At 70.4% G+C, this 13,075-nt stretch carries 14 protein-coding genes; 5 read left to right on the top strand and 9 right to left on the bottom strand.

The features are described from left to right. Positions 1-5: 5 nt before the first annotated feature. The 3 genes from CSC62_RS02560 (at position 6) to CSC62_RS02550 (ending at position 3,251) form a co-directional block, all read left to right on the top strand. The gene (locus tag CSC62_RS02560) at positions 6-1,286 is read left to right on the top strand and encodes an NAD(P)/FAD-dependent oxidoreductase (RefSeq protein ID WP_162404613.1); all 1,281 of its coding nucleotides are present in this window, start codon (positions 6-8) and stop codon (positions 1,284-1,286) included. A gap of 107 nt (positions 1,287-1,393) precedes the next feature. After that, the gene (locus CSC62_RS02555; protein WP_162404612.1) at positions 1,394-2,689 is read left to right on the top strand and encodes a diguanylate cyclase; all 1,296 of its coding nucleotides are present in this window, start codon (positions 1,394-1,396) and stop codon (positions 2,687-2,689) included. Between the two features lie 100 nt (positions 2,690-2,789). After that, complete coding sequence (locus tag CSC62_RS02550) at positions 2,790-3,251, top strand: bacteriohemerythrin (RefSeq protein ID WP_162404611.1); 462 nt, start codon at positions 2,790-2,792, stop codon at positions 3,249-3,251. Positions 3,252-3,348: 97 nt separating this feature from the next. On the opposite strand, the gene CSC62_RS02545 is transcribed toward CSC62_RS02550, so the two are convergent. The 3 genes from CSC62_RS02545 to yczE form a co-directional block, all read right to left on the bottom strand. Then, a complete protein-coding gene (locus tag CSC62_RS02545) occupies positions 3,349-4,608 on the bottom strand; it encodes an MFS transporter (RefSeq protein WP_211368915.1) in 1,260 nt (419 codons plus the stop codon). Positions 4,609-4,972: 364 nt separating this feature from the next. Further along, the gene (locus tag CSC62_RS02540) at positions 4,973-6,103 is read right to left on the bottom strand and encodes an MFS transporter (RefSeq protein ID WP_162404610.1); all 1,131 of its coding nucleotides are present in this window, start codon (positions 6,101-6,103) and stop codon (positions 4,973-4,975) included. A gap of 124 nt (positions 6,104-6,227) precedes the next feature. Continuing rightward, entirely contained in the window at positions 6,228-6,911 is a 684-nt protein-coding gene (gene yczE, locus CSC62_RS02535; protein WP_162404609.1) for a membrane protein YczE, read from the bottom strand. Between the two features lie 61 nt (positions 6,912-6,972). Between yczE and yczR the strand changes: the two genes are divergently transcribed. Beyond that, entirely contained in the window at positions 6,973-8,424 is a 1,452-nt protein-coding gene (gene yczR, locus CSC62_RS02530) for a MocR-like transcription factor YczR (protein ID WP_162404608.1), read from the top strand. Between the two features lie 112 nt (positions 8,425-8,536). Then, the gene (locus CSC62_RS02525; RefSeq protein ID WP_162404607.1) at positions 8,537-8,965 is read left to right on the top strand and encodes a hypothetical protein; all 429 of its coding nucleotides are present in this window, start codon (positions 8,537-8,539) and stop codon (positions 8,963-8,965) included. A 121-nt stretch (positions 8,966-9,086) separates the two neighbouring features. Here the strand turns inward: CSC62_RS02525 and dapA are convergent, their stop codons facing one another. The 6 genes from dapA to CSC62_RS18255 all read right to left on the bottom strand — a co-directional run bounded on the left by dapA (position 9,087) and on the right by CSC62_RS18255 (position 13,059). After that, the gene (gene dapA, locus CSC62_RS02520) at positions 9,087-9,983 is read right to left on the bottom strand and encodes a 4-hydroxy-tetrahydrodipicolinate synthase (RefSeq protein WP_162404606.1); all 897 of its coding nucleotides are present in this window, start codon (positions 9,981-9,983) and stop codon (positions 9,087-9,089) included. Positions 9,984-10,121: 138 nt separating this feature from the next. Further along, positions 10,122-10,370, bottom strand: a complete 249-nt coding sequence (locus CSC62_RS02515) for a hypothetical protein (protein WP_162404605.1) — start codon at positions 10,368-10,370, stop codon at positions 10,122-10,124. 43 nt (positions 10,371-10,413) lie between these two features. Then, on the bottom strand, positions 10,414-11,454 hold the full coding sequence (locus tag CSC62_RS02510; protein WP_162404604.1) for a DMT family transporter: 1,041 nt from the start codon (positions 11,452-11,454) through the stop codon (positions 10,414-10,416). 207 nt (positions 11,455-11,661) lie between these two features. Further along, positions 11,662-11,964: a putative quinol monooxygenase gene (locus tag CSC62_RS02505; protein WP_162404603.1), complete on the bottom strand. Its 303-nt coding sequence runs from the start codon at positions 11,962-11,964 to the stop codon at positions 11,662-11,664. Between the two features lie 121 nt (positions 11,965-12,085). Next, entirely contained in the window at positions 12,086-12,331 is a 246-nt protein-coding gene (locus tag CSC62_RS02500) for a hypothetical protein (protein WP_162404602.1), read from the bottom strand. A 623-nt stretch (positions 12,332-12,954) separates the two neighbouring features. Next, a complete protein-coding gene (locus tag CSC62_RS18255; protein ID WP_425501983.1) occupies positions 12,955-13,059 on the bottom strand; it encodes a DUF6404 family protein in 105 nt (34 codons plus the stop codon). Positions 13,060-13,075: the final 16 nt, after the last annotated feature.

Here is a 13,075-nt window from a genome sequence, read left to right as displayed (position 1 = left end):
ATGCCATGAGCGCGGCCTACCCGCCCAGCTGGTACGCCGCCAGCGCCGCGCCGCCGGCGGAGCAGCCGGCGCTGGACGGGCGCATCGCTGATGCCGACGTGTGCATCCTCGGCGCGGGCTACACCGGGTTGTCGGCGGCGCTGGAACTGGCCCGGGCCGGTTACCGGGTGGTGGTGCTGGAGGCGCAGCGGATCGGCTGGGGCGCCTCGGGGCGCAACGGCGGCCAGGCCATCGTCGGCTACGGCTGCGAGCAGTCGACCCTGGAAGACCTGCTCGGTCTGGATGCAGCGCGCGCGCTGTTCGAGCTCTCGCGCGAGGGCATGGGCCTGCTGCGCGCGCGCATCGCCGAGCACGCGATCGCCTGCGACTGGCGCGACGGCCATGCCCACGTCCCGATCAAGCCGCGCCAGGAACGCGCCCTGCGCGCGGGCATCGTCGAGATGGCGGAGAAGTACGGCTACCCCCTGCAGTGGTGGGACCGGGCGCGCCTGCGCGCCGAGCTGGACAGCGACCGCTACCTGGGCGCGATGTACGACCCGCTCAGCGGCCACCTGCACCCGCTGGAATACGCCTTCGGCCTGGCCCGCGCGGCGCTGGCGGCCGGCGTGCGGATCTTCGAGCATTCGCCGGTGGTCGAGCTGGTGCGCGGGCCGAAGCCGCGCCTGCGCACCGCCCGCGGCGAGGTCGCGGCCGACTTCGCGGTGATCGCCGGCAACGCCTGGCTGCGCGGGATCGCCCCGGAACTGGAGTCGCGGGTGATGCCGGTGGGCACCTACATCGCCGCCACCGCGCCGCTGGGCGAGGCGCGCGCCCGGGCCCTGATCCGCAACGACATGGCGGTGGCCGACGTGAACTGGGCGCTTGACTACTTCCGCCTCAGCCGCGACCACCGCCTGCTGTTCGGCGGCCGCGCCAGCTATTCCAGCTTCCCGCCGCCGAACCTGGGCGGGGTGATGCGCCGGCGGATCCGCGCGGTGTTCCCGCAGCTGGCCGGAGTGCCGATCGAGTACCTGTGGGGCGGCTACGTCGACATCTCGCTCAACCGCGCCCCGCACTGGGGGGCGCTGGCGCCCAACGTGTTCTTCGCCCAGGGCTTCTCCGGCCACGGGGTGGCCAGCACCGGGCTGGCCGGCCGGCTGATCGCCGAGGCGATCGGCGGCCAGTCGCGGCGCCTGGACCTGTTCGCCCGGATCCCGCACGCGCCCTTCCCCGGCGGCCGCGCCCTGCGCACGCCCCTGCTGGTGCTGGCGATGGCCTGGTACAAGCTGCGCGACGCGCTGTGGTGACCGTGCCGGCCGCGTGCCGCGTCGCAAAAATTCTGTGACCGGTCTCTAAAGTCCGCCGCCGCGCCGCCGCTATTCCTCGGACAGACTGCGCAACTGCCGCCTTCCGCATGCACCCGCTGCCGCTGACAACCCGGCCTTCCTCCTCCTCCCTGCCGCAGAGGGTGCTGCTGGTGGAGAACTCGCGCGCCTACATGCAGGTGGTGGCCCAGGCGATCGAGCAGCAGCTGGAACTGCCGGTCACCGTTGCCACCACCCTGGCCGAGGCCCGGGCCGAGCTGGACAGCCACGACGACTGGTTCATGGTCCTCACCGGCCTGGTCCTGGCCGACGGCGACCGCGACACCGTGGTCGACTGCTTCCTGCGCCGGGGCCTGCCCACCGTGGTGGTCAGCGGGGTGTACGACGAGGACCTGCGCGTGCGGATGCTGCGCCGGCAGATCATCGACTTCGTGCTCAAGAGCACCCCCGGCAGCCTGGACTACATCGTCTGGCTGGTGCAGAGGCTGGAGCGCAACCGGCGGATCTCGGCCCTGGTGGTGGACGATTCGACCTCGGCGCGGATGCACGCCTCGATCCTGCTGGAGATGTTCGGCTACCGGGTGGTCCAGGCCGACGGCGGCGAGGCGGCACTGGCCGCGATCGAGGCCGACCCGACCATCCGCCTGGCGGTGGTGGACCAGGAGATGCCGGGCATGCAGGGCATCGAGCTGACCCGGCGCCTGCGCGCCCTGCGCGCGCGCGACCGGGTGGCGGTGATCGGCGTGTCCGGGCGCGACGACCCGGGCCTGGTCGCCCACTTCCTCAAGAACGGCGCCAACGACTTCCTGCGCAAGCCCTATTCGCGCGAGGAGTTCTTCTGCCGGGTCTCGCAGAACGTGGACCAGCTGGAGCTGATCGGCAGCCTGCAGGACCTGGCCACCCGCGACTTCCTCACCGGCCTGCCCAACCGCCGCCACTTCCTCGAGCAGGCCGAACGGCTGGTGCCGAAGCTGCAGGAGGCCGGCGAGCCGGTGGCCGCAGCGATGATCGACATCGACCACTTCAAGCACATCAACGACAGCTGGGGCCACGAGACCGGGGACTTCGCCCTGCGCGCGGCCGCCCAGGCGGTCTCCGGCCATGCCCGACGCCAGGACCAGATCGCGCGCTTCGGCGGCGAGGAGTTCTGCCTGCTGGTGCCGGGCCTGGACGAGGCGGAGCTGGACGCGTACTTCGACACCCTGCGCCGGCGGATCGAGGACCTGCGGGTGCCGGTGCGCGGCGGCGAGCTGAAGATGACGGTCAGTATCGGCGTGTGCCCGGCCGAGTCGGGCGACAGCCTGCACCGGCTGCTGTCGGAGGCCGACCGCCGGCTGTACCTGGCCAAGGCCGGCGGCCGCAACCAGGTGGTCGCGGCGGGTTGAGCCGCGGCCGCACGGCCCCGGCCATTGATCGCGATCAAGGCGTGCGTGCGGCGCCGCCACTAGCCTGCGCGCATTCCCCATCGAATGCGTGGCTGCCCCCATGGCCCTGCTGCTCTGGCAAGACGACCTCAACACCGGCATCGAAGTGATCGACGACCAGCATCGTCGCATCGTCTCGATGATCAACCAGCTGCACCAGGCCCAGACCGGCGCCTCGGCGCTGGTGGTGGCCGACGTGATCGACGAACTGGTCGACTACACCCTCTCCCACTTCGCCTTCGAGGAGGAGCTGATGGAGGAGGCCGGCTATCCGTTCTGCTCGGCGCACAAGCGGGTGCACGAGGTGTTCACCAAGCGGGTGGGCGAGTACCGGATGCGCTTTCAGGCCGGCGAGGACGTGGTCGACGAGCTCAAGAGCATGCTCTCGCGCTGGCTGTTCAACCACATCCGCAACGACGACAAGGCCTATTCGGAGCAGGTGCGCCGGCACCTGGACCGCTTCACCCGCGAGCACCAGCAGGGCGGCTGGCTGACCCGCACGGTGCACCGGCTGTTCGGGTAGGAGCCGGTCTTGCCGGCGACCGCCATGGCGGAGACGTCTGCGCAAAACCGGTTGCCAATGATCCGTCCGCCTCCACGCTCGCCGGCAAGACCGGCTCCTACACCGGCCGCTTCGGTACCAGCAACAGCGCCAGCAGGGTCAGCGTCGCCATCCCCGACAGGTACCAGCCGACCGAGGCGATGCCATGGCTGCCCGCCAGGCGGGTGGCGATGTACGGCGCCGGCGAGGCGCCGAGGATGCCGGCCAGGTTGAACGCCAGCGAGGCGCCGGTGTAGCGCACCGGGGTGGGGAACATCTCGGCCAGGATCGTCCCGCAGGGGCCGTAGGTCAGGCCCATCAGGCCCAGCCCCAGGCCCAGGAACAGCAGCACCTGCCAGGCGTTGCCGGCGGCGAACAGCGGCTCGAACAGCAGGCCGAAGACGATGATGCCGGCCGTGGCCAGGATCATTGCCGTGCGCCGGCCGTGGCGGTCGGCGTACACCGCCGAGACCGGGATGGTGGCGGCGAAGCACAGCACGCCGGCCATCTGCAGCCACAGGAACTGCTCGCGCCCGTAGCCCAGGGCCGAGGTGCCCCAGCTCAGCGCGAACACGGTCATCAGGTAGAACAGGACGAAGGTCGCCATCAGCGCCAGGGTGCCGACCACCAGGGTGCCCGCATGCCGGGTCAGCACGGTGGCCATCGGCAGGCGCTCGCGCTCCTCGCGCTCCAGGGTGCGCTGGAACGCCGGGGTCTCGGTGATCCGCAGCCGCACCCACAGCCCGGTCAGCACCAGCGCGGCGCTGGCGATGAAGGGGATGCGCCAGCCCCAGGCCAGGAACTGGGCATCGCTCAGGAAGTGGGTCAGCAGCAGGAAGATCCCGGTCGAGCACAGGAAGCCCAAAGGCGCGCCCAGCTGCGGGAACATGCCGTACCAGGCGCGCTTGCCCGGCGGCGCGTTCTCGGTGGCCAGCAAAACCGCCCCGCCCCACTCCCCGCCCAGGCCCAGGCCCTGGCCGAAGCGGCACAGCGCCAGCAGCGCCGGCGCGGCCACCCCGATCTGGGCGTAGGTCGGCAACAGACCGATCACCACGGTGGAGACGCCCATGGTCAGCAGCGCCGCCACCAGGGTGGCCTTGCGCCCGATCCGGTCGCCGTAGTGGCCGAACAGGGCCGAGCCCAGCGGCCGGGCGAAGAACGCCAGGGCGAAGGTGGCCAGCGACTGCAGGGTCGCCGCGGCCGGTTCGGCCGCCGGGAAGAACAGCTTGGGGAACACCAGCACCGCGGCGGTGGCGTAGATGTAGAAATCGAAGAACTCGATCGTCGTACCGATGAGGCTGGCGAACAGGATGCGGCGTGGCGAAGCGGGTGCACTCATCGGTGGTAGCGGCCGGGTGGCGGGAAGTCGGTGCCGATTCTGGCAGATTCGCGCCCGGCCATCGGCCGACCCGGCAGGCATGTGGGTGAACCGGTGTGCCTGCGGGAAGGCTGAAAAGCATGATCAAGAGCGGAAACTGCAGCGTTTCGGTCCGCCTCGCACTCTTCTTGTAGGAGCCGGTCTTGCCGGCGACCGCCATGGCGGATGCGTCTGCGTGAAACCGGTTGCCATAGATGCGTCCGCCTCCACGGTCGCCGGCAAGACCGGCTCCTACAGGGGAAGCAAAGTCGCGGGGACGAAGGCAGGAATCCAGAAGCCCGCGCAACCCGATGCATTTGCGGTTGCGGTTGCGGTTGCCGGCGAGCTACACCCGCCGCAGCCAGCGCGGCGTCACCGCCACCGCCAGCAGCGACACCGCCAGGCACAGGAAGGCGAACACCAGCGAGGTGCCATGGGCGAGGAAGCCGATCAGCGCCGGCCCCGCCAGCACGCCGGCGTAGCCCAACGTGGTCACCGCCGGGATCGCCAGGCTCTCCGGCATCGCCGTCTGCCGCCCGGCCAGGGTGAACATCACCGGCACGATGTTGGCGCAGCCGATCCCGACCAGGGCGAAGCCGACCAGCGCCGCCACGGGCGACACCAGCAAAGTCGCCAACGCGAACCCGCCCGCCGCCAGCACCGCCCCGCCCGCCACCGCGCGCATCCGCCCCACCACCGCGACCAGGCGGTCGCCGGCCAGGCGGGTGGCGGTCATCGCCAGCGCGAACACCACGTAGCCGATGCCCGCGCGCGCCGGATCCATGCCGCGCGCCTCGTCCAGGAACACCGCGCCCCAGTCCAGCATCGCGCCCTCGGCCAGGAACATCACGAAGCAGGCCGCGCCGATCAGCAGGACGATCCCGTGCGGCCAGGCGAAGGCCGGCGCGTCCTGCGCGACCCGCTCGCCGCGCCAGTGCCGCGCCGACAGTGGCAGCAACGCCAGCAGCAGCACCGTGGCCGCCGCGCACGCCAGCCACAAAGGCACCCGCAGGCTCAGCAGCAGGGTCATCGCCGCCGCGCCGGCGAACCCGCCCACGCTGTAGAAACCGTGGAAGCCGGACATCAGCGGCCGCCCGCTCTCGCGTTCGACTACTACCGCCTGCAGGTTCATCGCGCAGTCCATCGCGCCCATCGCCGCGCCGAACACGAACAGCACCAGGCCCAGCGCCACCGGGCTGGACAGCCAGGCCAGCGCCGGCAGCACCGCGCAGATCAGCAGGGACGCCACCACCATGACCCGCCGGCAGCCCTGCCGCGCCGCCAGCGCCCCGGCCAGGGGCATCGCCAGCAGCGAGCCAGCGCCCAGGCACAGCAGGACCATCCCCAGGGTCGCCTCGTCCAGACCGGCGCGGGCCTTGGCGAACGGCACCACCGGCGCCCACGCCGCGATCGCGAAGCCGGGCAGGAAGAAGGCGGCGCGGGTGGCGTGCTGCTGCAGGCGCGGGGTGGAGGACACGTGGCGGACTCGGCGTTGGAACGGCCGCGCATTATCGACGCTGCGCTGCGGAGCGGACCCGCGGCATGCGCGGCCGCATACGTATTCGCGCAGCCGGCCGACACCGACGCACGAATGACCGCCCTCAGTTCGCCTCGCCGCGCACGGCTTCGCCCGCCGGCGGATCCAGCCGCACCACCAGCCCGCGCAGGAAGAACTGGGTCAGCGGCCCGACCGCCAGCGCGAACACCACCGTGCCCACGCCCAGGGTGCCGCCGAGCGCGACGCCGACCGCCAGCACCGTCACCTCCATCAGCGTACGCACCCGCCGCAGCGGCCAGCCGGTGCGGCGGGTCAGGCCGGTCATCAGCCCGTCGCGCGGCCCGGGGCCCAGTTGCGCGCCCACGTACAGGGCGGTGGCGAAACCGCAGGCGACCACCCCGGCGAGCATGAACGCCACTCGCAGCCACAAGGCATCCGGGGTCGGCAGCAAGGCCAGGTTGGCGTCAGCGAACGGCCCCAGCAAAAGGGTGTTGGCGATCGTGCCCAGGCCGGGCATCTGCCGCAGCGGAATCCAGGCCAGCAAAACCACCACGGCGGCCAGCACCATCACCGTGCCGAACGAGACCGGCAGGTGCCGCGACACGCCCAGGTGGAACACGTCCCAGGGCGAGGCGCCGAGCGCGCCCTCGATCATCAGGGCGATGGCCAGGCCGTAGATCCACAGCCCGGCCAGCAGCCGGCAGACGCGTTCGGGCAGGCGCCCGGCCTTCAGTTGCGCCAGCGGGCCGAGGTTGGCCAGGCCCAGGGGGGAGCGATCGGTCTTCATGCGGGCCACGATGAGGGGAATTGGCCCTCTGCCATAGAGCCAATCGTGCGATAGTGGCCCCATGCACCGTTCCATCGCTCCCGCGCGCTTGGCCGCGCTGGTCGGCCCGTTCGACCGCGATCCCGCCTACCGCGGCCTGTGCCAGGCGCTGCAGGCGCTGATCGGCGATGGCCGCATCCCGATCGGCACCCGGCTGCCCAGCGAGCGCAGGGTCGGCGAAGCGCTGGGGGTGTCACGCAACACGGTCACCCGCGCCTACGCCGAGTTGGCGGCCAGCGGCTTCGCCAGCGCGCGCCAGGGCTCGGGCACCTTCGCCACCGCCCCGCCCGAGCGCCGCCGCGCACACGACCGCGCCCTGCGCAGCCTGGGTACGCGGCAGTCGCCGCAGGGCGCGATCGACCTGACCTGCGCCGCCGGCGCCGCGGCCGACGGCATCGCCGCCGCCTATGCCCGCGCCCTGGCCGCCCTGCCGGCCTACCTGGGCAGCGACGGCTACCTGCCCTCCGGCCTGCCGGCGTTGCAGGCGCGCATCGCCGAGGCCTACGCGCGCCGCGGCCTGCCCACCCGCGCCCAGCAGATCGTGGTCACCTCCGGCGCGCTGTCGGCCATCGCCATCGCCGCCCGTGCCCTGACCCGGCCGGGCGACCGCATCACGGTCGAATCGCCCGGCTACCCGAACGCGATCGACGCCCTGCGCCTGGGCGGCGCCGCGCTGATCGCCTCGCCGCTGGCCGACCCCCTGGGCGAGGACGGCTGGGACCTGGCCGGGATCGAAGCCACCCTGCGCCAGACCGCGCCGCGCTTCGCCTACCTGATCCCCGACTTCCAGAACCCGACCGGCCAGCTGATGGACGACGCCACCCGCACGCGCTACGCCGCCGCGCTGCGCGCCACCGGCACCGTGGCCATCGTCGACGAGACCCTGCAGGCCACCCGGCTGTCGGCCGTGCCGATGCCGGCGCCGTTCGCGCTGCACGCCACCGACGCGGTCACCGTCGGCAGCGCCTCCAAGCTGGGCTGGGGCGGCCTGCGCGTGGGCTGGATCCGCGCCCCGCGCGAACAGATCGAGCGGATCGTCGCCACCCGCGCGCAGATGGACCTGGGCAGCTCGCTGTTCGACCAGCTGGTGGCCTGCGAGCTGCTCGACGCCGACGACCCCTACGCCGCTCGGCGCGAACGCAACCGCCGGCAGCGCGATGCGCTCGCCGCGGCCCTGCGCGAACACCTGCCCGACTGGCGCTTCCGCCTGCCCGACGGCGGCCTGACCCTGTGGGTACAGCTGCCGCACGGCAGCGCAACTGTGCTGGCCGCCGAGGTCGAGCGCGCCGGCGTGCACATCGCGCCCGGCCCGGTGTTCGGCGTGGACGGCGGCCTGGACCAGTGGCTGCGCCTGCCCTACGCGCGGCCGGAGGAACAACTGGTCGAAGCGGTGCGGCTGATCGCCGCGGCCTGGAAGGCGATGCCGGACGCCGCCGCGGCGCGGCGCACCCGGTCCAAGCTGCTGATCGCCTGAGCCCCTGCAGACGCCGGGAGACCCGGCGCCTACAAGTTCGCCAACGACCGGCACATGCCATCGGCATGCCTCCAGGGCAGCATCGCCGGCGACCATTTCGGGTAACAACGCCATGCCCATCCCACCGGACGTTGCCACCCTGCGCCTGTACCTGCTGCGCGGGATGTACCTGCTGATCGCCGTCGGCCTGGGCCTGAGCCTGTGGCCTTCGATCCTGGCCCCGGCCGATACCTCCGCCGATCCCCATTCGGTGGTGCGCGCCGTGCTCGGAGCCCTGTCGCTGCTGTGCCTGCTCGGCCTGCGCCATCCGCTGCGGATGCTGCCGCTGCTGCTGTTCGAACTGGCGTGGAAGCTGCTGTGGCTGCTGGCCACCGCCTGGCCGGCATGGCGCGCGGGCACCCTGGGCGAATATGGGCACGAGGTCTGGTTCGCCTGCATGGTCGGCGTGGTCCTGGTGCCGCTGGCGGTGCCGTGGGGCCACGTGTGGCGACACTACCTGCGCGGGCCGGGCGAACCCTGGCGCGGGCGCCGCTCCTTGTAGGAGCCGGTCTTGCCGGCGACCGCCTTGGCGGAAGCGTCTGCGTGAAACCGGGTGCCATTGCTGCGTCCGCCTCCACGGTCGCCGGCGCTCCTCCACGGACGGATGTCTGGTCTCCCGGCTCCTACAGGAGCCCGGCCTCGCCCAGCGCCGCTTCCATCCTGGCCTGGTTGCCCGGCTCCAGCTCGGTCATCGGCAGGCGCAGGGTGCCGCCGCAACGACCCAGCCGCGCCAGCGCCCACTTCACCGGGATCGGATTGGCCTCGACGAACAGCTGCCGGTGCACCGGCAGCAGCCGGCGCTGGATCGCCATCGCCGTGGCCACGTCGCCGGCCAGCGCCGCCGCGCACAGCTCGCGCATCAGCCGCGGCGCGACGTTGGCGGTGACGCTGACGTTGCCGTGGCCGCCGCAGAGCATCAGCGCGACCGCGGTGGCGTCGTCGCCGGAGTAGATGGAGAAGCCTGCCGGCGCCTCGCGCACCAGCCATTGCGCCCGCTCCAGGTTGCCGGTGGCCTCCTTGATGCCGACGATCCCCGGCACCTGCGCCAGGCGCAGCACGGTGTCGTGCTGCAGGTCGGCCACGGTGCGGCCGGGCACGTTGTAGAGCACGATCGGCAGATCGCCGGTGGCCTCGGCGATCGCACGGAAGTGGCGGTACTGCCCTTCCTGGCCCGGCTTGTTGTAGTAGGGCACCACCTGCAACTGGCTGTCGGCGCCGACCTGGCGCGCGAACTTCGCCAGCGCAATCGCTTCCGCGGTGGAGTTGCCGCCGCAGCCGGCCATCACCGGCACCCGGCCGGCAGCCTGCTCGACCGCGACCCGGATGATCTCGCAGTGCTCCTCCACGTTCACCGTCGGCGACTCGCCGGTGGTGCCGACCACACCAATACAGTCGGTGCCCTCGGCCACGTGCCAGTCGATCAGCCGGCGCAAGGCGTCGTAGTCGACGCTGCCGTCCGCGTGCATCGGGGTGACGAGCGCGACGATGCTGCCGCGCAGGGGCGTGGAGGGAGAGGTCATACGTGGGGAGAAGCGCTGCCTGAGGGAACCGTGGATTCTAATCGGGAAGGCCGCGCGATTGGCCGCCGCCGGATGCCTGCAGGCGCAGCGCGGTCGTTGCCGGAGAAATCATCGCCACGCCATTCGATCGCTGCCGCCTCAGCGGCGCGGCGGTTCGTCCGCTTCCTCGACGCCGTCGCCGTCGTCGTTGGGCGCATCGGCGGCCTTGGCTTCCTCGTTCGAGCGGGTTTCCTGGGCGCCGGTGCCGTAGGGGCTGGGATTGTCCGGCTGGTGCGAACCGGCGGTCGGCACCGGATTCTCCGAGACGTCCGCTTCGCCGGGACGCGGGCCGCAGGCGGCCACGGCCAGCATCGCCATCGCCACCACCGGCATCGTCCATCGCTTCATGTGCATTCGCGTTCCTCCACTGTCGCTACTGCGTGGGGAGACGCTAGCCCGGTGGACCTGATCGCGCCGTGATCGGAGGGACGGATGCCGCGCGTTGTGCCCCGGGCTCGATCGCCAGCGGCCGCCGGTGCGCGGCCATGCACGACAGCACGCCCAGCACCACGCAGGCCAGCGCCGCCACCTCCAGCGCGGTCGGCAGGCGCCGCTCCCAGAGGAAGGCGTAGACCAGCGCGAACAGGGTCTCGAACAGGATCATCTGCCCGACCAGGGTCAGCGGCAGCAGCCGGCTCATCCGGTTCCACAGGGCGTTGCCGGCGATCGAGGCGAACACCGCCACCCCGGCCGAGACCGCGCCGAAGCGCATCCACGCCGCCGCGTCGTGGTCGCCCGCGCCCAGCACGAGGGCGAGCGGCACCAGCAACAGGCTTTGCGCGCCGGTGACCAGGCCGGTGAGCAGGTTCCAGTCGTGCGCCGAGACCTGCTCCAGCCGCACCAGGCAGCGCGCGTTGCCGATCGCATACGCGGTCCACGAGGCCAGCGCGCCGATCGCGCAGGCCAGGCCGAACAGCTGCCGCCCGGCCAGCCCCTCGCCTGTCCCGGCCAGCGCCTCCCAGCCGATGCACAGCGCCCCGCCCGCGCACAGCAAAAGCGAGGGCCACAGCCGGCGCAGAGGCACCGCGCCATGGTCGCGGCTGCCGATCACCGTCACCGCCACCGGCAGGAAGCCGATCACCAGCGAGGTCATCGCGATCCCGCCGTTCTGCACCGCGGCCGACAGCAACAGGTAGTAGACCGTGTTGCCCGCCAGCGCCAGCCAGGCCAGGTTGCGCCACTGCCGCCGCGGCAGGCGCCCGAACAGGGCGCGCCAGCGCGGCGCGACCAGGGCCGCGGCGACCAGCCCGTAGCAGAGGTAGCGGCCGATGGTCAGCTGCAGGGGACTGAACTCGCGCGCCAGCTCCGGCGCCAGGAACACCAGGCCCCACAGGGCACCGGCGCCCATGCCGCAGGCGATCCCGGTCCAGGTCCCGGCGTGGCCGGCGGCAGGGGCGGAACGGACGGTGGCAGGGGTGGGCGAAGCATCCATGGCGGGCAATCTACCGGCACGCCCGCGATGATTCGAGCCGCCAGTGCCGCATGTGCCATGGAACCGGGGCCACCACGACTTCTCCGCAAGCACATACTTGTTCTGCGACGGAAGCATGAAGTGAGCCCTAACGCTCAAACTCAGCCGCCGTTTTGCCGTAGCGAAGCGAAGGCAAAACGGTCGGCTGGAGTGCCTTGTTGGGCTTCACTAACCAGGCAGCTTGGCCGCTAGAACGTCAACCATCTCGATGGACGGCGGTGTAGAAAAAAGGTCGCCTGCCTGGGCCATGAGGGCCGCGGCAACCTTGCCGGCAAGATGAGCCTGACGGCCTGCCTCATCGGGGAAGGCGTCAAAAATGCCGAACGTGGATGGCCCCAAACGAATGCCAAACCATGCAGTAGTGGCAGGCTCCGCTTGGACTAGCGGAAGCCCGCCCAGCAGAAACTGCTCTACTTCTTTCTCTTTTCCGGGCTTTGCTTCCAAGCGAACGAACAGTGCGACTTTGACCATGGCACGTCTCCTCTGATTGAGAGTCACCCACTATACGCCCTGTTTGTGAAGCCCAACGCTTGAATTAAGCCGTGCCGTGAAGCGGCATCGGCTTGAATGAATTGTTAGAACTCACTAGCGATTACTCGGGTGCTGAGTTAGAGATAGATGCAAGATGTGCATCCAGGGCCGCATCAGCTTTTTCGGCCATCTCGAAACAAGTTGGCAGAAATGTGTTGTTACCGATGTACACCAAAAATCCTGCAGGCGGCGAAGGAGCAGTGAGGTCATCTGCGTTCTGCGTGCTTTGCGCAGCTTCAATCTCGTAGATAGCTTCCTGCCGATTAGGTCGGGAACCTTGGCGTTTGATCTTGATTTTTCCGGACACGATTGAACCTTCCTTGTGAGTGTTAACGCCTTAGTTAAGCCGACCGGCGAAGCCGGTTCGGCTTGAATGAATTGTTAGGCACGTAGCCAGTCACTTGAACTGGTAGACCTGGATACCTAGCGAGCGAACTGGCCGGGACTTGAACTGTGAAGGCTTGTATCTAAGGCCAGTTACGTGCTCTGCGGCGATCTTGGCCAGCCGCTCGTCTTGGCTCCGGAGTACGACAGGATCCACGGGTGTGCCGTCCGTATTCAGAACGAATCCGATCAGTACCTCGCCGGTAATAGGAGCCCCCGCATCATCGGTAGGCGTTGGTGGCTGGGACCCCCCAACAAGACTCATAGGCTCGTAACCCTCGGAGCTGAAGATAATAGCGAATGGGTACTTGCACCCATACTTGCTCTGTAATTCTTGATCCAGCTCCATTGTCTGAGGGGAGATGTTGTTGAACACCACATCCTCGACCGAGGCTCCTTCGCTGACTTGTCGCACGCGAAAGCTGCCCCCGACGCCACGACCAAAATCAGAACCCACAAGCGCTTCATAAGCCTCTCCACGTGCCTAACGCCGGAATTAAGCCGACCCGCGAAGCGGGTTCGGCTTGAATGAGTTGTTATATGCGCTCACGGCTGCGCATCTGTGTACGCGCTCCATGAAGGAAGGCGGTGCTTGCGGGCCAGGTGGCGGAAGTAGGCGGCCATGCACAGACCAAACAGCACGCCAGCCAAGATCGCGGAGCTGAGC

It is taken from the genome of Pseudoxanthomonas jiangsuensis (genome assembly GCF_010093185.1).
Classification (GTDB): Bacteria; Pseudomonadota; Gammaproteobacteria; order Xanthomonadales; family Xanthomonadaceae; genus Pseudoxanthomonas; species Pseudoxanthomonas jiangsuensis.
Note: the sequence above shows the minus strand (reverse complement) of the source record. Positions and strands in the feature narration are given on the sequence as shown.

Coding starts and splice junctions, on each gene's coding strand:
- CSC62_RS02515 (WP_162404605.1), bottom strand. CDS start 10,370: ATGAAGCGATGGACGATGCCGGTGGTGGCGATGGCGATGCTGGCCGTG.
- CSC62_RS02555 (WP_162404612.1), top strand. CDS start 1,394: ATGCACCCGCTGCCGCTGACAACCCGGCCTTCCTCCTCCTCCCTGCCG.
- CSC62_RS02545 (WP_211368915.1), bottom strand. CDS start 4,608: ATGAGTGCACCCGCTTCGCCACGCCGCATCCTGTTCGCCAGCCTCATC.
- CSC62_RS02560 (WP_162404613.1), top strand. CDS start 6: ATGAGCGCGGCCTACCCGCCCAGCTGGTACGCCGCCAGCGCCGCGCCG.
- CSC62_RS02510 (WP_162404604.1), bottom strand. CDS start 11,454: ATGGATGCTTCGCCCACCCCTGCCACCGTCCGTTCCGCCCCTGCCGCC.
- dapA (WP_162404606.1), bottom strand. CDS start 9,983: ATGACCTCTCCCTCCACGCCCCTGCGCGGCAGCATCGTCGCGCTCGTC.
- CSC62_RS02550 (WP_162404611.1), top strand. CDS start 2,790: ATGGCCCTGCTGCTCTGGCAAGACGACCTCAACACCGGCATCGAAGTG.
- yczR (WP_162404608.1), top strand. CDS start 6,973: ATGCACCGTTCCATCGCTCCCGCGCGCTTGGCCGCGCTGGTCGGCCCG.
- CSC62_RS02505 (WP_162404603.1), bottom strand. CDS start 11,964: ATGGTCAAAGTCGCACTGTTCGTTCGCTTGGAAGCAAAGCCCGGAAAA.
- CSC62_RS02525 (WP_162404607.1), top strand. CDS start 8,537: ATGCCCATCCCACCGGACGTTGCCACCCTGCGCCTGTACCTGCTGCGC.
- yczE (WP_162404609.1), bottom strand. CDS start 6,911: ATGAAGACCGATCGCTCCCCCCTGGGCCTGGCCAACCTCGGCCCGCTG.